The sequence below is a fragment of the Prevotella lacticifex genome (genome assembly GCF_019973375.1).
Classification (GTDB): domain Bacteria; phylum Bacteroidota; class Bacteroidia; order Bacteroidales; family Bacteroidaceae; genus Prevotella; species Prevotella lacticifex.
In genome coordinates, this window is sequence record NZ_BPTV01000001.1 from 1820944 (window position 1) to 1843600 (window position 22657).

The 22657-nt window shown below is 54.1% G+C and carries 15 protein-coding genes and 1 riboswitch; of the genes, 11 read left to right on the forward strand and 4 right to left on the reverse strand.

The window, feature by feature from the left end:
* Positions 1–30: 30 nt before the first annotated feature.
* From LDN30_RS07150 to LDN30_RS07195, 10 genes are all read left to right on the forward strand, one after another.
* Entirely contained in the window at positions 31–2589 is a 2559-nt protein-coding gene (locus LDN30_RS07150; protein ID WP_223929101.1) for a BatD family protein, read from the forward strand.
* A 5-nt stretch (positions 2590–2594) separates the two neighbouring features.
* Positions 2595–3290, forward strand: coding sequence for a phosphatase PAP2 family protein (locus LDN30_RS07155; RefSeq protein WP_223929102.1), 696 nt, complete (start codon positions 2595–2597; stop codon positions 3288–3290).
* 62 nt (positions 3291–3352) lie between these two features.
* A complete protein-coding gene (locus LDN30_RS07160) occupies positions 3353–4618 on the forward strand; it encodes an S-adenosylmethionine:tRNA ribosyltransferase-isomerase (protein WP_223929103.1) in 1266 nt (421 codons plus the stop codon).
* A gap of 36 nt (positions 4619–4654) precedes the next feature.
* Positions 4655–5863: a DUF2027 domain-containing protein gene (locus LDN30_RS07165; RefSeq protein ID WP_223929104.1), complete on the forward strand. Its 1209-nt coding sequence runs from the start codon at positions 4655–4657 to the stop codon at positions 5861–5863.
* 3 nt (positions 5864–5866) lie between these two features.
* Positions 5867–7873 (forward strand): NAD(+) synthase, encoded by a 2007-nt coding sequence (locus tag LDN30_RS07170; RefSeq protein ID WP_223926057.1) that lies wholly within the window; start codon positions 5867–5869, stop codon positions 7871–7873.
* A gap of 6 nt (positions 7874–7879) precedes the next feature.
* Positions 7880–8557, forward strand: coding sequence for a hypothetical protein (locus tag LDN30_RS07175; RefSeq protein ID WP_223929105.1), 678 nt, complete (start codon positions 7880–7882; stop codon positions 8555–8557).
* Positions 8558–8628: 71 nt separating this feature from the next.
* Positions 8629–9060, forward strand: coding sequence for a BRO-N domain-containing protein (locus LDN30_RS07180; protein ID WP_223926059.1), 432 nt, complete (start codon positions 8629–8631; stop codon positions 9058–9060).
* Between the two features lie 965 nt (positions 9061–10025).
* Positions 10026–10124, forward strand: a riboswitch (TPP riboswitch).
* 30 nt (positions 10125–10154) lie between these two features.
* Positions 10155–12503 (forward strand): TonB-dependent receptor, encoded by a 2349-nt coding sequence (locus tag LDN30_RS07185; RefSeq protein WP_223926060.1) that lies wholly within the window; start codon positions 10155–10157, stop codon positions 12501–12503.
* Entirely contained in the window at positions 12503–13120 is a 618-nt protein-coding gene (gene pnuC, locus LDN30_RS07190; RefSeq protein WP_223926061.1) for a nicotinamide riboside transporter PnuC, read from the forward strand. Before LDN30_RS07185 ends, pnuC begins: the two co-directional genes overlap by 1 nt.
* The gene (locus LDN30_RS07195; RefSeq protein WP_223926062.1) at positions 13117–13800 is read left to right on the forward strand and encodes a thiamine diphosphokinase; all 684 of its coding nucleotides are present in this window, start codon (positions 13117–13119) and stop codon (positions 13798–13800) included. The genes pnuC and LDN30_RS07195 overlap by 4 nt, the downstream gene beginning before the upstream one ends.
* Positions 13801–13964: 164 nt before the next feature.
* Here the strand turns inward: LDN30_RS07195 and LDN30_RS07200 are convergent, their stop codons facing one another.
* From LDN30_RS07200 to LDN30_RS07215, 4 genes are all read right to left on the reverse strand, one after another.
* On the reverse strand, positions 13965–15311 hold the full coding sequence (locus tag LDN30_RS07200; protein ID WP_223926063.1) for a citrate/2-methylcitrate synthase: 1347 nt from the start codon (positions 15309–15311) through the stop codon (positions 13965–13967).
* A gap of 18 nt (positions 15312–15329) precedes the next feature.
* The gene (locus LDN30_RS07205; RefSeq protein ID WP_223926064.1) at positions 15330–17594 is read right to left on the reverse strand and encodes an aconitate hydratase; all 2265 of its coding nucleotides are present in this window, start codon (positions 17592–17594) and stop codon (positions 15330–15332) included.
* 566 nt (positions 17595–18160) lie between these two features.
* A complete protein-coding gene (locus LDN30_RS07210) occupies positions 18161–19366 on the reverse strand; it encodes a class I SAM-dependent rRNA methyltransferase (RefSeq protein ID WP_223926065.1) in 1206 nt (401 codons plus the stop codon).
* A gap of 21 nt (positions 19367–19387) precedes the next feature.
* Positions 19388–20089, reverse strand: a complete 702-nt coding sequence (locus LDN30_RS07215; protein WP_223926066.1) for a 3'-5' exonuclease — start codon at positions 20087–20089, stop codon at positions 19388–19390.
* Positions 20090–20194: 105 nt separating this feature from the next.
* Here LDN30_RS07215 and LDN30_RS07220 point away from each other — a divergent pair, with 105 nt between their 5' ends.
* Positions 20195–22654, forward strand: coding sequence for an FtsK/SpoIIIE family DNA translocase (locus tag LDN30_RS07220; protein WP_223926067.1), 2460 nt, complete (start codon positions 20195–20197; stop codon positions 22652–22654).
* Positions 22655–22657 lie beyond the last annotated feature (3 nt).

A 22657-nucleotide genomic window follows, 5' to 3' on the forward strand; every position in this document is an offset into this window, starting at 1 on the left:
ATCAGCTGAAGAAACAAAACACTCGAGTTTATGAGATTAAGACAATACATACTTTACATATTTCTACTGGTCACTACAACTATCAGCGCCCAGCGCGTCCATTGTAGTGCCCCAAGGTCGGTGGAGGTCGGCAGCAAGTTCCAGATAGAATATGTCATTGACGCATCCGATGTCTCAGCCTTTCGGTTGGGTAACATCCCCGAGGGCATAGAGATTCTCTACGGTCCCAACCAGTCGGAGGTGTCGAGCTATCAGTATGTCAACGGCCATCTCAGCGGTTCCACCACCGTCACCGTATCGTATGTCGCCATGGCCACACGCGGCGGCAACTTCACCATCCCCCCCGCTATGGTCGTTGCCAACGGCCGACGGATGAGCACCGAGAGCATGCGTGTGCGCGTCAACGGCTCAGCACCGGCAGCAGCAACAGCACAGTCGCGTGGCGGAGGCAGAGAAGAGAAGACCGTGGGCAATCCAGGTCACGGCGACCTTTTCATCCTCGTAAGCGCAAGCAAGACCCATGTGCACGAGCAGGAGCCCGTGATGCTTACGTATAAAGTCTACACCACCCTCAACCTCACTCAGCTCAACGGAGCCATGCCCGATCTCAAGGGATTCCACACTCAGGAAGTGAAGCTCCCCCAGCAAAAGAACTTCCACATGGAGACTTTCCGCGGCAAGACTTACAACACCGTCACGTGGAGCCAATATATAATGTACCCGCAAATGACCGGATCACTGAAGATTCCGTCGATAACCTATCACGGCATCGTCATGGAGGAGGACCGCAGTGAGGACGCTTTCTTCACCGGTGGAGGCTATAAGGAAGTGCCGCGCGACGTCACTGCCCCGGGCATAACAATACAAGTCGATCCACTGCCGGCAAAACCGAAGGACTTCTCCGGAGGTGTCGGAAAATTCAATATCTCGGCCCAACTCGCGAAGACAGAGGTGCGCGCCGGCGACCCTATAAATCTCCGTCTTGTACTCAGCGGAACGGGAAACCTCAAGCTCGTCAAGGAGCCTGCTGTTCAAATTCCTTCCGACTTCGACAAATACGACACTAAGATCACCGACAAGACAAAGCTCTCGGAAGCCGGTGTCGAGGGAAACATGATTTACGACTATCTCTTCGTGGCGCGTAAGGAGGGGACATACACCATCCCTGCCATCCGCTTCACCTACTACGATACAGGCAGCAACAGCTACAAGACCATCACCACACAGCCCTTCACCATCAAGGTGGACAAAGGCAACGGCAATGGTGGCATGAGCGACTTCGACAGCGACGAGAACAAGGACATTCGACCGATAAAGACCGGCAACACCTCGGTGCACAAGATTGGCGACTTTTTCTTCGGCTCCGTAGCCTACTGGGCTATAATCATCGTGCTCTTAGCCGTCTTCGCTTTTCTGTTCTACAGTTTCCGAAAGACCGTCCTCATGCGCTCCGACATCGTCGGAATGAAGCGCAACAACGCCAACAAGATAGCCACCCGCCGTCTGCGCCGTGCCGACGAGCTGATGCTCAAGGGCAAGAGCAGCGAGTTCTACGACGAGGTGATGAGAGCCCTCTGGGGCTACGTCAGCGACAAGCTCAGCATCCCCGTCGAGCACCTCAGCAGCGATAATATCAGCGAGAAACTGAGCACCCTCGGTGTCGACGACAATACGATAAATAAGTTCACAGGAGCTCTCCACGAGTGCGAGTTCGAGCGTTATGCCCCCGGCGATACCAAGGGCAACATGGACCGCACCATGGAAAGCGCAATGACTGCTATCATGGAAATAGAAAACTCACTCAACGAGCGGACGAAAGCCCAGCAACATGCAGGCAGCGGCTCAGCGCTGATGCTGATGCTCGTGGCCGCAATGATGCTGCTGCCCCTCAGCGCCGGAGCCATCACCAAGCAGAACGCCGACAACGAGTATGCAAAGAAGAACTACACCCAGGCCATCGCCGACTACCAGGAGCTTCTCAAGGACGGAGTCTCGGCCGACATATACTATAATCTCGGCAACGCCTACTATCGCACCGACAACATAACCCAGGCGCTGTTGGCTTACGAAAGGGCACATCTGCTGTCGCCGGGCGATGCCGACATTAGGTTCAACCTCGAGATGGCGCGGTCGAAGACCATCGACAAGATTACGCCGCAGTCCGAGATGTTCTTCGTCACCTGGTATAAGGCACTGGTCAATCTCATGAGTGTCGACGGATGGGCCTACACCGCTTGTCTGTCGCTGCTCATAGCCATCATCGCCATGCTCTTCTATCTCTTCCACGGCAACGACAAGGTGAGGGCCGGAGGATTCTATGCCTCCATAACCTTTATCGTCATCTTCATCCTGGCCAATATCTTCGCCTTCGAACAGCGCGATCTTCTCATCAACCGCACCGGAGCCATCATCACCTCCCCTGCGGTGACAGTGAAGAACGGCCCCTCGGCAAACGCTGGCTCAGCATTCGTCATCCACGAGGGCACACGCGTCGACATCATCGACAAGTCGCTGGCCAACTGGCGATCCATCCGCCTTGCCGACGGACGCGAGGGATGGATAACAACAAAACAACTTGAAGAAATTTAACATTTATGCCTCAGACGATTGACAGTATAGACAGATTTTTCCTAACCCTGTTCAACGGCAGCCACTCGATGTTCCTCGACGAGTTCGCCCTACTCTTCACCAACACCGTGGCATGGGTGCCGCTCTTCATTGCACTCATCATCCTCGTGGTGAAGAACAACGAGAAGACATCGCAGGTGATGCTCCTCATCGGGGCCGTCGCCCTTGGCTTTCTGCTCTCCGACGGACTCGCCGACGGCATCGTCAAGCCTCTCGTAGGCCGTCTGCGCCCTGTCAACGACCCGTCGATGGCTTCCGTCGTCAACGTCGTTAACGGCTATCACCCCTCGGGCTACAGCTTCTTCTCGGCACATGCTGCCAACACCTTCGCCCTGGCCATGCTCCTGACGCTGATTATACGCAACACCACGTTTTCGACATTCATGTTCCTGTGGGCTGTGGGCAACTGTTGGACACGCCTCTACCTCGGAGCACACTACATGTCGGATATCGTCGTCGGTATAATCTGGGGCTGTTGCGCCGGAGCCATAGCCTACGCCGTTTACCGACGATTATACTACAAGGTCAGTCCTCGGCTCCACTTCATCTCCAGTCAGTACACGCGTTCGGGATATAGCCTGGCCGACATCGACATGGTACTCTCCGTCCTTGTCATCACCGTCGTCGTCCTTATCATGCTCTCATGTCTCTGGGCACGGTAGACGGACCCCCACAAACATAACTCTCACCCCGCAAATCAAAATCGAAACAAACAAAAAACATAATGGATACAAAAAACATACACATCTCCGACTTCGACTACAACCTCCCTGATGAGCGCATAGCAAAGTTCCCACTCAAGGAACGCGACCACTCAAAGCTGCTCATCTACAACCACGGACAGGTGAGCGAGGACATCTTCTACAACATTACCAAGCACCTGCCAAAGGGAGCCCTCATGATCTTCAACAACACAAGGGTTATCCAGGCCCGCATCCACTTCCGCAAGTCGACGGGAGCACTCATCGAGGTGTTTCTCATGGAGCCTGCCGACCCCACCGACTACGAGCTGATGTTCCAGACTACCGGCCACTGCGCTTGGCTCTGCATGGTCGGGAACCTCAAGAAGTGGAAGGACGGACCATTGGAGCGCGACTTCGAGATTCACGGTCAAAAGCTCACACTCACCGTCACCATGGACCGAAGCCGTACAACGGAGAAGAGCGGAGGAACTAACTACTGGGTCAACTTCGACTGGGACAACCCCTCAGTATCCTTCGCCGAGATTCTCGATGCCGTCGGCGAACTGCCAATACCGCCATACTTGAACCGCAAGACCGAGGACAGCGACAAGACAACCTATCAGACCGTCTACTCGAAGATTAAAGGCTCTGTGGCAGCACCTACGGCCGGACTCCACTTCACCGAGAAAGTGCTCCACGACATCGACGACTACGGCATCCAGCGCGACGAGCTCACCCTCCACGTGGGTGCCGGGACGTTCAAGCCCGTCAAGAGTGAGGAGATTTCGGGCCACAATATGCACACCGAGTATATCGTCGTACACCGCCACACCTTCGAGCGCCTGCTGGCCCACGACTGCAAGGCCATTGCCGTCGGCACAACATCGGTGCGCACTCTCGAGAGCCTCTACTACATGGGGGTGAAGCTCGTCACCAATCCCGATGCCACCGAAGAGGAACTGCACGTCAATCAGTGGGAACCCTACGACCTGCCGCACAACGACGAGGGACTCGTCATCGTCGACGGAAAACCCGTGAGCGTCAGACAGAGCATACAGAATATCCTCGACTATCTCGACCGCGATAATCTCGAGGCTCTCCACAGCAGCACGCAGATAATCATCGCACCGGGCTACACATACAAGATTGTGAAGATTCTCGTCACAAACTTCCATCAGCCGCAGTCCACACTGCTGCTCCTCGTCAGCGCGTTCGTCCACGGCGACTGGCGCCGAATCTACGACTATGCCCTCGGCCACGGATTCCGCTTCCTCAGCTACGGCGACTGCAATCTCATCATGCCATAACCCGAAACACCACAACATAGAAACAGAATAATCAGTATGAAAATAGGAGATAAAGTAAGATTCCTCAGCGAGACCGGCGGCGGACGCATCTCCGGTTTCAAAGGCAACAATATAGTTCTCGTCGAGGACGAGGACGGATTCGAGATTCCAACACCAATCAACGAGGTTGTCGTCGTCACCGATGATGACTACAGTTCGGCTCACCTCGTCGAGACCATGAAGTCGGCCGAGACAAACGACACTCCCGACAACACCAGCATCCGCCAACGGCTGTCGGCAACCGACGACGACACAACCGATGATACCGACTCCGACGACGACAACAGCGCTGCCAACGACCCATCGGTCAATTTCAATCCGAAACCGAAGGAACGCAAGGACGGCGACAAACTCTCCGTCTACCTCGCTTTCGTGCCCATGGACATTAAAAATCTCTCGAACACGCAGTTCGAGACCTACATCGTCAACGACTCCAACTATTTCATCACCTACACCTACCTCACGGCCGAGAACAACAACTGGACTCTGAGGGCAGCGGGTGAGATTGAGCCGAACACGAAACTCTTCGTCGAGCGTATAGGATTCGCACAGTTCAACGACATCGCCCACGCAGCCATGCAGCTCATAGCTTTCAAGCGCGAGAAGTCGTTCATCATCAAACCGGCCGTCGACGTGAGGTTCCGCATAGACGCAGTGAAATTCTTCAAGCTACATGCCTTCCGCGACACCGACTTCTTCGACGTACCCGCCCTGCTCTACCCCATCATCGAGAACGATAAGCCCGTTCATCCCCTCGCCGTCGACCCCGAAAAGCTCAAGGCCGAGATGTATGCCCCCAAGGAGGAACCGGCTACGGGCAGCAAGTCGCCGGCGCGCACACCGTCGGCTCAGCGACAGCCTCTCGTGCGCCGCTACGACAACGCGCAGAGCAAGAGCCACAAGGTGAAACAAGTGCTCCAGGGCGACAAGATTGTCATTGACCTCCATGCCGACGAGATTCTCGACACCACAGCCGGAATGTCGAGTGGCGACATCCTCGAATACCAGCTTGATGTCTTCCGCCATACCATCGAGCAGTATAAGGACCGCAAGGGACAGAAACTCATCTTCATCCACGGAAAGGGCGAGGGTGTGCTGCGCCACGCCATCATCCACGAGCTCAACTACAAATACAAGAACTGCCAGTATCAGGATGCCAGCTTCCAGGAGTATGGCTATGGTGCTACGCAGGTAACAATAAGATAAATAATGAAATACGGATTCATCACAGTAGCCGCTGCCATACCGTCGGTCAAGGTTGCCGACGTGGGCTTCAACCTCCTCAACATCGAGTCGGCTGTGGCCGAGGCCGACGGAAAGGGCGTTGAGGTCATCGTCTTCCCCGAACTCAGTCTCACCGGATACACCTGTCAGGACCTCTTCCGCCAGGATACTCTCATCGATGCCGCCGAGAGCGGTGTCCTCCGGCTCCTCGAGTTCACCCGTCAGCTCGACATCGTAGCCATCGTCGGAGCACCGATAGCCGTGGGATCACTGCTGCTCAACTGCGCCGTAGTCATCCAGAGCGGCGACATCCTCGGTGTCGTGGCCAAGACGTTCCTGCCAAACTACAGCGAGTACTACGAGCAGAGGTGGTTCGCATCGTCGCAGGACCTCCACACGACAACCATCCGCTACGCCGGAAAGAATGTCGTCGTCACCCCCGACCCGCAACTCTTCAGGCTCCCCGGTGGTGCACGCTTCGGCATCGAGATTTGTGAGGATGTGTGGTCGCCCGAACCGCCAAGCACAAGGCTGGCCCTCGCCGGTGCCGACATCATCTTCAACCTCTCGGCAAGCGATGAGCTCATCGGCAAGCACAACTATCTGCGCCAGCTGCTCACCCAGCAGAGCGCACGCACCATCAGCGGATATGTCTATGCAGGATGCGGTTTCGGCGAGAGCACGCAGGATATGGTCTTCGGCGGCAACGCGATGATTTTCGAGAACGGAAAGACACTGGCCACGTCACGGAGGTTCAGTCTCACCTCCCAGCTCGTCATCAGTCAGATTGATGTAGAGCGGCTGCGCTCGGAGCGCCGGACAAATTCGACCTACGTCAACGCTCAAAGCCCGCGGATGGTGGCCGGAGAGCCGCGCCTCGTCGATGCCAAGGTGCCCAGCAACCCCGAGAAGGAATGGAAACTGCTGCGCACCGTCGACCCTCATCCGTTCATTCCAGCCACCGGCGATATGTCGGCAAGCTGCGAGGAGATATTCTCCATCCAGGTCATGGGACTCGCCAAGCGCCTCGACCATACCCACGCAAAGCATGTCGTCGTGGGCATCAGCGGCGGACTCGACTCCACACTCGCACTGTTGGTATGCGTGCGCACCTTCGATCTCCTCGGCCTTGACCGACGAGGCATCGTAGGGGTCACCATGCCGGGATTCGGAACTACCGACCGCACCTACAACAACGCCATGACGCTCATGCGCGAACTCGGCATCACCATCCGCGAGATAAACATTGCCGAGGCCGTCAGACAGCACTTCCGTGACATCGGTCACGACGCGGCCGTCCACGATGTCACCTACGAGAACTCGCAGGCCCGAGAGCGCACGCAGATTCTCATGGACATCAGCAACCAGGTGGGAGGACTCGTCATCGGCACCGGCGACCTCAGCGAGCTGGCCCTCGGATGGTGCACATACAACGGCGACCACATGTCGATGTACGGCGTCAACGTGAGCATACCAAAGACACTCATACGCCATCTCGTGAGGTATGTAGCCACAACGGGACATCTGTCTGTGGCCAACAGCGCAACGGCAAAGACTGCTGACAATGGTGACGGTGATGACCGTCAGGATGTAATAACACGAGTGCTGCTCGACATCATCGACACACCAATCTCGCCGGAGCTCACACCGGCCGACGACAACGGCGAAATAGCTCAGAAGACTGAGGACCTTGTGGGACCCTATGAGCTCCACGACTTCTTCCTCTACTACTTCCTGCGCTTCGGTTTCCATCCGGCCAAGATTATGCTCCTCGCCAAGGCAGCCTTCGGCGGGAAGTATGCCGATGGAGTCATCAAGCACTGGCTCCACACCTTCCTCTACCGGTTCTTCGCCCAGCAGTTCAAGCGCAGCTGTCTGCCCGACGGACCGAAGGTGGGCAGCGTCTCGCTGTCACCGCGCGGCGACTGGCGAATGTCGTCCGACTCAGTCTGCTCTGAATGGCTCTCTGAGTGCGACGCTATCGGGAAGTAAACCAGCATGATGAAAGCAAAGGCAGTAATCGTAATCCTCATGGCCCTCTTTGCGGCACCGGCTGTCGGCAGCGGAATGACTGTAGGCAGCGGACCGGCATTAGGTGGCAGCGGAGCGACAGTGGCTGTTGGCAGTGGAATGACAACGGCTATCGGCAGTGGGTTGTCAGTGACTTGCTATAGCGGACTGACAGTGGCTGTCGGCAAAGTTCCGGGCGACTGGGACTCACCATACGACCTACCGCCGACAACGGCTCTTCAGATTCCCGTCACGGCACTGTTGCAGTATCAGCGGGTGAAAACGACGAGGGGCAGTGCCTTTGCGCCTTTCCGCAAGTATGGCTTGCGGCCGATAGCCGCCCACGATGCAAACGTAAAGCTGTGGGGCTATCATGTGGCCATCGACACTACCCGCACCACAGTCGCGCAGCCCTACCGGCGTTTCTCACATCACGACCTCTACAGCTTTGCGGTCATCGACGGCGTGCAACCCGACAGCCCCGCAATGTATGTCTTCTGGTGGAAAGGCTACTACCGACATTTTGCGGCTCAGCTGCGGCAGATGGGATTCCGGATGAGCAACGTCGCCGGACAAACGAATGTGCTGCGTTTCTCACGGTCCGACGTTAACGTCATCGTCGATTTCATCATCTGGGACGATATCTATGTCATGAGGATAAAATAAAGGACAACACATTGACAATTAGCATCTTGCACATATCCGCAGGGGAATGTGGTTTATCCCTGCCCCCGCAGTTGCGTAATGACGGCGAGCCGTGGTTCGTGGGAAAGGACGTGGCTGTGGCTTTGGGATATGAAAGCCCAAGAGCAGCTGTTTCTAAGAAGGTTGACGATGAAGACCGAGGTGTTTCCAAAATGGAAACACCCTCTGGAAAACAAGAAATGATCATCATCAACGAGTCGGGCCTCTACTCCCTCGTCCTCTCCTCTAAGCTGCCGCAGGCAAAGCAGTTCAAGCATTGGATAACCGCAGAGGTGCTGCCCACCATCCGATGCCACGGAGCCTACGTCACGACTCCCACCATGAAGCACATCACATCGCGCATCCGGAGTTTGGCATCATTACTTGTGCTGCACCTATCCACTTGCAGGGGCGGCCTTTATGGCCGTCCGGTCGGTCGCCAGACCGAATCTCTGCATTTATTTCCGACGCACAACCATGTCTAATATTCTGCGTAACCATCTGATGTTAAGACGCTTGCAGCACTCAATCAGTAGGGGTAGGGGTTATCCCCACCCTCGCTGCTGCGGTGTCTTTGCTTTGTATCTTGTCCGCTGTTGGTAGGACGGGGATAAATCCCGCCCTATAGGAAATCATAGGAAACTATAGGAAACCATAGGAAACTATAGGGAGCCATAGGACTCGATAGGAAACCATAGGACTAAATAGGAAATCATAGGACTAAATAGGAAATCATAGGAAATTATAGACAGCAATAGGATAACCGCATGACCGGCAGCCGCTATAAGGGCAATAAGGAGGAAAATGATGATTTCGGGCTGCCGTTAACGGATTTTAACGGCAATAGACGGCTGAAATTTGGAAAAGCAAAAAGGATGTTATAACTTTGTGGAGTCGTTGCAGGGGGATATGGCGACATGGGGATATAGTACTGGGGAGTTTGCTATCCTCTCCTTACAGCATTAGATGGAGGAGATAAAATGTGGAACGGTGCGGTGCTCTACTTACAGCATTAGACTGAGGAGATAAAATGTGGAACGGTGCGGTGCTCTACTTACAGCATTAGATGGAGGAGATAGGGACCATCGAATCAGCGACACCTTTGAGGAGTCGCAGGAGTCAGGCAATTTCGTCGGATAGCAATAAAGAATTCTGAAGTTTTGTCGAATAAGAAACGCAAAAACGTCCTCGTGGTGGAAATTTTGTCGAATAAGAGGCGGTTTTTCTGAAGTTTTGTCGATTAAGAAACACAAATATAGTTTCTATAACTTCTATAGCCTCTATAGCTTCTATAGTTTCTATAGCTTCTATAGTTTCCTACACGCCTACACCTTCCTACGATTCCACTCAGTCCCCCCGTGTTCAATCGACTCAGCAGCGAGAGAAAAAATGGCGATAAGATTTTTGCTGTTATGATTTTTTTAGGTAACTTTGCATTTGGTTAGCGCGATGGCTAACTAAGGGGTGCTTGGTCCATTGGCCTTGCTGAGAATATACCCTCGAACCTGATCCGGGTAATGCCGGCGTAGGGAAGGAAGGAAATCCCTTTAAAAGTCTTATTAAAATTTTTAAGGTAACAATGAAAAAGATTGTACTCTTAACGGCAGCATTGGCATGTGCTGCGGGAGCTAACGCTCAGGAGAACGTCGACACATTGAAGGCTCAGAAGCTCAACGAGGTTGTCGTCAAGGCTGTGCGTGCTCCGGAGAATGCCCCATTCGCAGTGGCGAACATCAAGCTCAGCGACCTGCAGAGTTTCTCGAAGTCGGGTCTTGAGCTGCCTTACCTCCTTGCGCGCACACCGGGTGTGCTGGCGTGGGGCGAGAACGGCCTTGGCACCGGTACAGCCTACATGCGCATCCGTGGTGCGGCAGGCTCACGAATCAACGTCACCCTCGACGGTGTTGCTCTGAACTCACCGGAGGACCAGACGGTGTTCTGGGCGAACATGAACTCTTACGCTGCCCTGCTCGGCTCAGTTCAGGTGCAGAGGGGTATCGGCTCGTCGACAAACGGTGACGGTGCCTTCGGCGGCAGTATCTCGCTGGCAACGGCAACGCCGAGTCTGAAACCGAGCCTCGAGCTCACGGGCAGCTACGGCAGTTTCAACACCTACAACGCCGGAGCAAGTTTCTCGACGGGACTGCTGAAGGATCACTGGGTGTTCGACGGTGCATACCACGAGACAGCCACCGACGGCTACGTCCACGGCACTGAGGGCCGGAGCGGATCATATCTCGGTGCACTGACATACTACGGCGACAAGTTCGAGGTGAGCTACAAGAACGTCGGCAACTTCGAGAAGACAGGACAAGCCTGGAACGGTGTGACGGCGGGCAACGACGACGTATCGCTGATGAGCTACGGCGTGCGCACCTATGAGGATATGTACAAGATGGGACTCGGAAAGTTCAACTCGCTCTATGAGGGTATGGACATCGACGACAACGGAAAGGTCAACACCCACCGCTATCAGCTGCGCGACGGCAGCCTGTGGCGGAAGACCACCGACAACTTCTATCAAGACCACAACATTCTCTCGGCAGTGTGGCGCCCGACCGACCACTGGTCGCACAATGTGGCCATCCACTACACCTACGGCTACGGCTACTACAATGAGTTCCGGCCGAACTACAAGCTTGCGAAGTTCGGACTCACCTTCAGCGATGCCGACGGCAACAAGGTCAAGCGCACCGACTTCATCCGCAAGAAGGGTCTGAGCCAGCACACCTACGGACTGGTGTACAACGCCAACTACAAGGACGAGAACTGGGATGTCATCGGGGGTCTGAACCTCCAGCAGTTCCGCGGCAACCACTTCGGCTATCTGACATACATCGCCAACGAGGCCGTCGACCAGAAGTTCCGTCCCAACGACAAGAACTATATGTACTACAACTCGGATGCCCACAAGGACGACTACAGTGCGTTCCTCAAGGCCACACAGCACCTTAACGAATACTTCGACGCCTTTGCCGACGTGCAGTTCCGCTACGTGCGCTACAAGACCGACGGCTACAACGACAAGTTCGTTGCCAACGCCGACGGCAGCTACAGCAATCAGATGCTGAAGATAAACAAGAACTACTTCTTCGTCAACCCGAAGGCCGGAATGAGTTTCCACAAGGACGGCCACAAGGCCTACGCTTCCATCGCCTACGCCAACCGTGAGCCGGAGCGCAACAACTTCACCGACAACGGCAACTATCCCGCTCCAAGCCCAGAACGACTCATGGACATCGAAATGGGATACCAGTACACCGGCAGCAACTGGCACGCAGGAGCCAACCTCTACTATATGGACTACACGGGACAGTTCGTGCAGACGGGAATGAAGAGTGACATCGGCGAGTACCTCACGACAAACATCGACAACAGCTACCGCCTCGGTGCCGAGATTACCGCCGACTGGAGCCCGCTGTCGTGGATGACCATCGCCGGCAACGCAGCCCTGTCGAAGAATAAGATCAAGGACTTCACCGAATATGCCGAGGACTGGAATGCCGACAACGGCTACCGCACCATCCACTACAGCAACTCCGACCTTGCTTTCTCGCCGGCAGCAATCCTCAACGGATTCCTCGACGTTCACTACAAGGGCTTCCGCGGTCTGTGGCACACCAACTACGTCAGCAGTCAGTATCTCGACAACACAAAGAACGACGACCGCTCGCTGCCCTGGTTCACGCAGACCAATGTCAGCCTGAACTACACCCTCAACGTCGGCCGCAAGTTCATCGGCATGAAAGAGGCTGTATTCGGTGTCGACCTGTTCAACATCTTCGACCGTCACTATGCCACATCAGGATGGGTCTACTCGGCCTACGACAAGAAGAACATGAAGGACAGCGACCCACGCTACTATCAGATTGGTTTCATACCCGCGGCCGGATTCACGATGATGGGTAATATCACTCTCCGATTCTGATGGAGCAGTTCCTGTCCGACCACTGGCTCGACATTCTCGGGACCATCATCGGCCTCGTCTATGTCTACCAGGAATATAAGGCGAGCATCTTACTATGGATCACCGGCGTAATAATGCCGGTGGTCTATATTTTTGTTTATCTCGATGCCGGACTCTATGCCGACATGGGGATGCAGGTTTACTATGCCCTCGCCGCTGCATACGGATTCGTCAGTTGGATGCTCGGCAGAACCCACGGCAAGGAGGCGAAGGAAATGCCCATAACGGGGGTCAGCGCACGGACGGCGGCCCTGTCGGTGGCTGTATTCGCCGTAGCGTGGGGCGCAATATTCGTCATTCTCAAGCAGTGGACAAACTCTACGGTGCCCGTTCTCGACAGTTTCGGCAATGCCCTGAGCATCATCGGACTGTGGTGGCTCGCAAGGAAATACATTGAGCAGTGGATAGTGTGGATTGTCGTCGACGCTGAGCTCGCGGCCCTCTACGTCTACAAGGATATTCCTTTCACAGCCGGACTCTACGCCCTCTACACGGTCATTGCCGTGGCAGGATACTTCAAGTGGCGGGAGATGATGATGGCCGAAGCTGCTGACAACGAAACGACGTGCCGGCCATGAACAAGATTATCACCAAGGACAGTACTTTCGACGCTGTCATTCTCGCTGCCGGCGACTTCCCACAGAGCGAGCCGGCACTGACGCTGTTGCACACAGCAACGACGCTGATAGCCTGCGACAGCGCGCTGAAGGAGATTGTCGACTACAACAGCCACAGCACCGCCAACCGCCAGCTGCGGCCAACAGCCGTTGTCGGTGACGGCGACAGTCTGCCATCGGCACTCAAGGAGCAATACAGCACCCTCTGGCACCACGTGGAGGAGCAGGACTACAACGACCTGACAAAGGCCACGCGGTTTGCCGTCGACAACTACCGCTCCAAGACAATAGCCTATATCGGAGCCACGGGGAAACGCGAGGACCACACTATCGGCAATATTGCGCTGATGATGTACTACACGGACCAGCTCGGCATCAGCCCCTGTATGATTACCGATTACGGATGGTTCGTAGCCGCACGCGGAGCCACCGACTTCGAGTCTTTCGAGGGGCAGCAGGTGAGCGTCTTCAATGGTGGTTGCAGGCATCTGTCGTCAAAAGGTTTGAAATGGAACATCTATCCCTTCAACTCGCTGTGGCAGGGCACTCTCAACGAAGCCACGGGCAATGCTTTCTCCATCAACGGCGACGGCGACTATCTCGTCTACCGCACGTTCGACAAGAAAACCTACGCCAAGTAGACTCCCGCTCATTCTCGGCATCTGGTCATAAAGCGGATTCCCATTTTGGGAACGTGGCCGGGAAGTAGATTAACAAAGACAACAGAAAAAGCACCACTCCCAAAGACACTTGGGAATGGTGCTTTTTTATTCAGTCCGCCACAGCGGTTTTCACATCAGTTGCCTCATCGGTTGTCGATGGGAATATACTCTTTCTGTCCGAGGATATTCTTGTATGCTGGTCGGATGATGCGCCGTCCCTCGAAGTTGAGTTCCTCGATGCGGTGGGCAGTCCAACCGACGATACGACTCATGGCGAAGATAGGAGTATATATTTCCTGCGGCAGTCCAATCATCTCGTAGATGAATCCGCTGTAGAAGTCGAGGTTGGCACAAGCGGGCTTGTCCGACTTTCGGTGAGCCATAAGGCACTTTATTCCCTCCTCCTCGATGAGACGGAGAAAGTTGTACTCCTCTTCCCTACCCTTCTCTTTGGCCAGGAGTCCGGCAAGCCGCTTGAGCTCCATGGCGCGTGGGTCGCTGAGGGTGTAGACGGCGTGGCCGATGCCATAGATGAGTCCTGTGTGGTCGTAAGCTTCCTTAGCGAGCATTCGGTTGAGATAAGTGTCGAGCTCATCGACGTTGGTCCAGTCCTTGATAGCCTCCTTGAGGTGATGGAACATGTTGATACACTTGATGTTGGCACCACCATGGAGCGGTCCCTTGAGCGATCCGATGCCGGCGGCTATGGACGAGTAGGTGTCGGTGCGCGTCGATGATGTCACACGGACGGTGAACGTCGAGTTGTTACCACCGCCATGCTCAGCCTGGACAATCATCAGCAGGTCGAGCATCCGCGCGTCGAGCTCGGTGTAGTCGTAGTGCTTAATCATGTAGAGGAAGTTCTCGGCAATGCTGAGGTTCTCCTTAGGATGACGGATGTGCAGACTGCGGCCCTGTACGCTGTGGCGGTAGATGTTGTAAGCGTAGGCGATGATTGTCGGGAACTTGGCTATCAGCTCTATCGACTGCCGCATGAGATTGTCGCGGCTGATATCGTCGGGATTGGGGTCGAAGGTGTACATCTCGAGCACACAGCGCGCGAGGATGTTCATGATGTTCGATCCCTCGAGGTCAATGATGTGCACGATGGTGCGGTGGTCGAGAGGCATATTGTCGTTGAGCAGCTCGGTGAAGGCCTGGAGCTCCTCCTTGTCGGGGAGCTGTCCGGAGAGGAGCAGATAAGCTATCTCCTCAAATCCGAAACGTTTCTCCTTCAGCAGTGGCTCCACGAGGTCGTTGAGCTCATAGCCACGGTAGTAGAGCTTTCCCTCGCATGGGTGCAGCTGTCCTTTGTCGTCGCGCTCATAGCCCACGACATTACCGATATTCGTCAGTCCGACAAGCACTCCGGAGCCGTCCTCGTTACGCAGTCCACGCTTGACGCCGTACTGCGTAAAGGCCTCTTTTGGTATCTTGCAGGAGTTCTTTACTTCGTCGGAGAGTTTGTATATAAGATATTCCTTGTTCATTGTTATCCCTTTCTGTTTCTATTTCATGTGCTCCTTGGCGTAGTTCAGTGCCGAACCAGCCTTGAACCATTCTATCTGTGTCGAATTGTAGGTGTGGGCGGCCTTGAAACTCTCCTCTGTTCCGTCGGCATGGCGGAGAACGACCGTCAGCGGACGACCGGGAGCAAAGTCAGCAAGTCCAGTGACACTGATGCTGTCGTCCTCACGCACCTTATCGTAGTCGGCCTTGTCGACGAAGGTAAGGGCGAGCACTCCCTGTTTCTTCAGATTCGTCTCGTGGATGCGTGCGAAGCTCTTGGCCAGCACCACCTTAACATTGAGGAATCGAGGCTCCATAGCGGCATGCTCACGGCTCGAGCCCTCGCCGTAGTTGTCCTCAGCCACGACGATGGAGTTGATGCCATGGCTCTTATAGTCTTTGGCCGCGCTGCTGACAGCCTTATACTCGTTGTCGAGACGGTCGAGCACCTTATTGGACTCACCATTGAAAGCGTTGACGGCACCCATGAGCAGGTTGTCGGAGATATTCTCGAGGTGTCCGCGGAACCTCAGCCATGGTCCGGCCATAGATATGTGGTCGGTGGTGCACTTTCCCTGAGTCTTGATGAGCAGCGGCATGTCGGTGTAGTCGTGACCGTCCCATGCGGGGAACGGCTCCAAGCGCTGCAGCCGCTGGCTTGTCGGCGATATTACGACCTCAGTGTCGCGTCCGTCGTCGGTAGGCGGAATGAATCCCTTGTCGTCGACAGCGAATCCCTTCGGTGGGAACACATCGCCCGATGGCTCGTCGAGTCGCACCTCCACGCCCTCTTCGTTGACGAGAGTGTCGGTGGCGGGGTTGAAGTCGAGTCGGCCGGCAATGGCAAGGGCCACGGTGAGCTCCGGTGAGCCGATGAATGCGAAGGTATTGGGATTGCCGTCGGCACGGCGGCGGAAGTTACGGTTGAACGATGTGACGATGGCATTCTTGCGGTTGTTGTCGTCGGTATGGCGGTGCCACTGTCCGATGCAGGGTCCGCAGGCGTTGGTCATAATCACTCCGCCGATGGCCTGGAGGTCGTCGATGAGCCCATCGCGGCGCGCGGTGAAGTAAATCTGTTCCGAGCCCGGATTGATGATGAGCTGAGCCTTGGCCTTCAGTCCCTTAGCCTTTGCTTGGCGGGCTACGGAAGCAGCTTTTGCAAGGTCCTCATAGCTCGAGTTGGTGCACGAGCCGATGAGTCCCACCTCAACAGTCATAGGATAGTCCTCACGAGGCCCCTTGGTCTTCATCTCGCTCAGCGGTGTGGCAGCATCGGGAGTGAACGGACCATTGAGATGGGGCTCTATGCTGCCGAGGTCGATTTCGACAATCTGGTCGTAGTATTTGTCTGGGTGATCATATACATCAGCATCGGCCACGAGGTCGGAGGCAACGCCCACGGCCATGTCGGCAACCTCATCACGACCCGTCTCGCGCAGATAGTCCTCTGTATTGCCGTCGAAGGGGAATATAGAGCATGTGGCTCCGAGCTCAGCACCCATATTGCAGATTGTGGCGCGGCCTGTAGCTGAGAGCGTTGCTACGCCCTCACCGTAGTACTCGAGGATAGCGTTGGTGCCGCCCTTCACCGTCAGCAGTCCGAGGATATAAAGGATGACATCTTTCGGCGATGCCCATCCATTGAGCTTTCCCGTGAGGTGAACGCCGATGATGCGCGGCATCTTCAGTTCCCACGGTTGTCCGGTGAGCACGTCGACGGCATCGGCACCGCCAACACCGATGGCCACCATACCGAGTCCTCCGGCGTTGGGAGTGTGAGAGTCGGTGCCAATCATCATTCCGCCGGGGAAAGCATAGTTCTCGAGCACCACCTGATGGATGATGCCGGCACCGGGAGCCCAGAATCCGATGTGGTACTTGCGGCTCACGCTCTGGAGAAAGTCGTAAACCTCCTTGTTAGTCTTACGGGCTTCGGGAAGGTCCTTCTCCACACCCACATCGGCTCTTATGAGATGGTCGCAATGGACAGTGGCGGGAACGGCCACACGGTCCTTGCCAGCGTTCATGAACTGGAGCAGGGCCATCTGAGCGGTGGCATCCTGCATGGCCACGCGGTTCGGTCGGAAGTCGACGTAGTCGTCCAAACGCTTGTAGGGACGAAGACCCGACTTGTCGTAAACATGAGCGTAAAGCACTTTCTCGGCGTAAGTAAGACTGCGGCCAAGGACTTTGCGTGCGTTAGCTACTTCCCCAGAATATGAGGCATAAAAATCACGGAGCATTTCGATGTCAAGTACCATAATCTATAACTTTTAATCTTGATTGCGTAATTGCTTATTTCTTTCAACCCAAGTGCAAAGATACATAATTATATTCACAATTAAAATAAAATGCAAGATTATTTCTAAAAATGTAAATTTATGGGGGTTTTATTCCAGTATAACGTGATTATTGTGGTGATTTTTCGCTATCACGATAGCTTCATGCTCGTTTTCCGTGGCATTAGATGGCCGCAAAATGTAAGGTATTTTATCGTCGGGAAAACGGGAGAAACCATGGAATTCTCTTTACATTATTTATTATTTTCGTCATCTCATCGAAATGAGGAAGCGATTTGGGCCGTTTTGCGATGCAATATGGTCCATTTTACAACGCGAAACGGACCGTTTTAGAACGCGAAACGGACTGAATTGGTAAGCCGTTGAGTATCAGAGGCTAACAAGAACGATTCGCGAATAGAATCGATTTTGAATAATTATTACATTCTTAGCGGTCCTTCATATTGAAGACGGAAGAGAAAGAAGGGGTCATAAACGCTGAGAACGGGACTGTGCCCGTTCTCAGAATCAGTATTTCGGTGAAGGTTTTACTCGACGTAGAGGACGAGCCCCTTGAGATATTCGCCTTCGGGATGATAAATGTTTATGGGGTGGTCAGCTGGCTGATGGAGCTGATGGAGGATTCGCACCCTACGGCCCGTTTGCGCGGCAGCGGTAAAGACGGCCTCACGGAAGTTGTCTTTCGTCACAACCTGCGAGCAACTGAAGGTGAAGAGTATTCCTCCATGACGAATCTTTTGCAACCCTTTGACATTCAACCGAGTATATCCGCGGAGACCATTGCGCAGAGCCTTACGGTGCTTGGCAAAGGCCGGAGGGTCGAGGACGATGAGGTCGTAGGTGTCGTCGTGCTCATCGAGATATTTGAAAGCATCCTCGGCGTAAGCCTCATGGCGGCTGTCACCGGGGAAGTTGAGGTCGACATTGGCACGTGTGAGCTCAATGGCTTTGGCAGAGCTGTCGACGGAGTGGACGAGACGTGCCCCGCCACGGAGAGCATAGACGGAGAACCCACCGGTATAGCAGAACATATTCAGAACGGAACGGCCGTGAGCATAGTGCTCGAGCAGGGCCCTGTTCTCGCGCTGGTCGACGAAGAACCCTGTCTTCTGACCCTTGAGCCAGTCGATGTGGAACTTCAGTCCGTTCTCAATGGCTATGTTATTCTCGGTAGAGCCGTAGATGAAGCCGTTTTCCTGACCGAGATTGGCCTTGAAGGGCAGTGTCGTCTCACTTTTATAATAAATGGCATGAAGATTATCGCCCATAACATCGACAAGGGCTTCGGCAACAGCCTGACGACAGACGTGCATCCCCACGCTGTGAGCCTGCATCACGGCGGTATCGCCATAGATATCGATTATCAGTCCGGGGAGATTGTCACCCTCGCCATGAACGAGGCGGTAGGTGGTGTTGACCTCAGGAGTGATAAGCTCTGATGAGCCGTTGCGGATGACACCGATGGACTGCCGCACTTCATAAGCTTTCTTCAGCCGTGTGCGCCAAAAGTCGGCATCGATGGTGATATCGTCGAAACTGAGAATACGGACGGCGATGGAGCCAATCTGATAGTGACCGACGGCGAGGAACTTCCTGTCGTGGCCAACGACTCTGACGATATCGCCCTCCTCTACTCCATCGTCAACTCTCTCTATGGCTCCGGAGAATATCCACGGATGAAAGCGCAGAATGCTGCTTTCTTTTCCTTTCTTTAGTATTACTGTCTTATACATATTATATAGTAGAGCCTGTTCTTACTTGTTTGAGTCTTTCCTGTGATTTGATTTAACGACAGCAATGGAGCTGTCGGCAGCAGCCTGAGCAACGGCAACAGTGGCCGTATCTCTGACCACAAGCTCATAGTCGTGGCTGGCTTTCATCCGCTGCATCTCCTCGTAGAGTTGTATGCAAGCCCAAGCATCGGTGGCGGCGTAGCGCTTCTGAGCCTCGGTGAGCACATCGTTCTCCCAGTTTGAGAGTTGCTCGCGCTTGGAAATCCGCTGATGGAAGATGTTGGCATACAGCTTCTGAAGACTGAGGTCCTCGATGCCGAAATCCTTGGCGTGGTCCTGAAGGTCTATGAACAAACCTTTCTTGAAACTACCCCGCTGACGGAGCATGAGCATATCGTCGTTGAGCGACAGGCCAATCTTCGGCACCGTGGTATCCTCAAGAAAACGGATGACAGAACGCGGCATGCCAATCCGATTAAGCCGGAAGAGAAAACACGTGTCGTGGTCGGACACTTGAAGAAGGGCCACCTTGTGATGCATGCCCTTGCGGAACACGGGGCGCGTCTCAGTGTCGATACCGAGAATATCGCGGGAAAGAAGGTAGTTGACAGCCTTGTCAGCCTCAGAAAGCGACTGCACGACGATGATTTTTCCATCGAATAAAACGCGCGGCAGCTCACCTATCTTCTTCTTGTCGAACTTGTTGTATAATATTTTAGTCATGGGATACGTTCACATTGAGATTGCAAAATTAGAAAAAAAACATGAGTTTTTGGTCGTGTTCACCGCTTTTTTATTAATTTTGCACTTAAATAATCAGGTTATACAATGGCAAAGAAAAAATCCAACCGCCCGAGCAAGACTTTCAGCCAAGCGATTGGTCTCAACAATATCATCAACGACAAGACTAACTTCGTCTTCGGAATCATACTTTTCTGTCTGGCTGTTTTCCTCATAATAGCCTTCGTGAGCTATTTCAGCACGGGAGCCGCCGACCAGAGTATCGTCAACGACTTGCGTCCTAACGATATTCTCAACAGCGGCAAGGAGTTTCAGAACAGCTGTGGAAGTCTCGGTGCCGTCATTTCCGACTTCTTCATCAACAAGTGTTTCGGAATCCCGGCGTTCTTCATTCCGCTGTTCATCATCGTATGGTCACTGAAATGTATGGGGGCGAAGCCAAATCTTAAACTGGGCAAGTGGTTCTTCTGCACAGCTTTGGGGATGGTGTGGTCGTCGGTGACGTTCTCCAAACTGCTCACCCCGCTTATGCCCGACAGCATTTTCAATCCCGGTGGAGGGCACGGACAGTTTATCTGCCAGTGGTTCGAGGGACTCATCGGCAGCCCTGGGCTCATAGCGGTGCTCATCATCGTGGCCTTGGCGTTCCTCACATATCTTACTTCGGAAACCATCATCGTCGTCAGAAAGATTATGAATCCTATGGGATATATCACAAACAGGGTGAAATTCACAATCTCCGAAAATAATGGTGATGAGCCGGGGGCAACGGCTGAGCCCGTCGACGACAATGAAGAAGCTGAGCCGGAAAGCGAAAGCACTGATGTTCAGCAGCCTATCGATCTTGACATCGTCAACAACGACGAACCGCAGGAGGAAGCTGCTGCCAACGGTGCCGAGCCGACAGCGGTTGTTCAGCCAGCAAACGCTAACGACGGAGCAGAGAACATCAATCTCGAAATGGGTGAGAGCCAGAAGGATGAACACGCAAAGGAGAAAGTCGTGGCCGGTAATGATGAGGTGTTGACTCCTATCAACCCCCGCGAGCCGTTCGTCAACTGGCGGTTCCCAAATGTCGATCTTCTGAAGAAATATCCGTCGGACGACATGACATCGTTTGTCCGCAAGGATGAGCTCGAACTGAAAAAGAATCAGATTATCAAGGTTCTCAACGACTTCGATGTTCAGATACGATCCATCAGAGCCACCGTAGGTCCTACCATCACCCTCTATGAGATAACCCCGGCTCCGGGAATAAGAATATCGAAAATCCGCAATCTTGAGGACGATATCGCCCTGAGTCTCGCGGCAAAGGGAATACGTATCATCGCACCGATGCCCGGAAAGGGCACTATCGGTATCGAGGTTCCTAACGAACACGCGAATATCGTCTCGATGTGGAGCATCATAAACTCAAAGAAATTTGAGGAGGCGAAGATGGAACTGCCGATAGCTTTGGGTAAGACGATTACTAACGAAGTGTTCATGGTCGACTTGGCAAAGATTCCACACCTGCTCGTAGCCGGTGCTACGGGTCAGGGTAAGTCGGTGGGACTCAACGCCATCATCACCTCACTGCTCTATAAAAAGCATCCTAACGAACTGAAAATTGTCCTCGTCGACCCAAAGAAAGTGGAGTTCAGCATCTACGCTCCTATAGCCAAACACTATATGGCTGCGCTCGACGAGAACGAGGATGAGCCGATAATCACCGACGTACAGAAGGTGGTGAAGACACTCAAGGGCCTCTGCGTGCTCATGGACAAGCGCTACGACATGCTGAAACTTGCCGGAGCAAGGAATATTAAGGAGTACAACAAGAAGTTCCTCAGCCATCATCTCAATCCCGAGGAGGGCCACGAGTATATGCCTTATATCGTGGTGGTTATAGATGAGTTCGGCGATCTTATCATGACCGCAGGCAAAGAAATCGAGATGCCTATAACACGAATAGCCCAACTTGCGCGTGCCGTGGGTATCCACATGATTATAGCCACCCAGCGACCGACGACAAAGATTATCACCGGTACTATCAAAGCCAACTTCCCAGGGCGCATCGCTTTCCGTGTGGGGTCGCGCATCGACTCGCAGGTTATCCTCGACAGGACGGGAGCGCAGCAACTCGTGGGACGAGGCGATATGCTCTATCTCAACGGCAGCGAGCCCACACGTGTTCAATGTGCTTTTGTCGATACTCCGGAGGTGGATGCCATCTCGAAGTTTATTGCCGACCAACCGGGGCCGGTGACTCCAATGGAGATTCCGGAACCGGCAATGGACGAAGGAGGAGAAGGCGATGCCGGTGGCGTCGACGCACAAAAACTCGACCCGCTCTTCAGACAAGCAGCGTTAATGGTGGTACTGTCGCAGCAAGGCTCAACGAGTAAAATTCAGCGACAGTTCTCTATAGGATACAACCGCGCAGGACGTTTGATGGACCAGCTCCATGATGCGGGTATCGTCGGTGAAGCTCACGGATCAAAGCCAAGAGAGGTACTTATTGCCGACGAGGCTACGCTGAATAATCTCCTCGACCAGCTGAAATAAAAC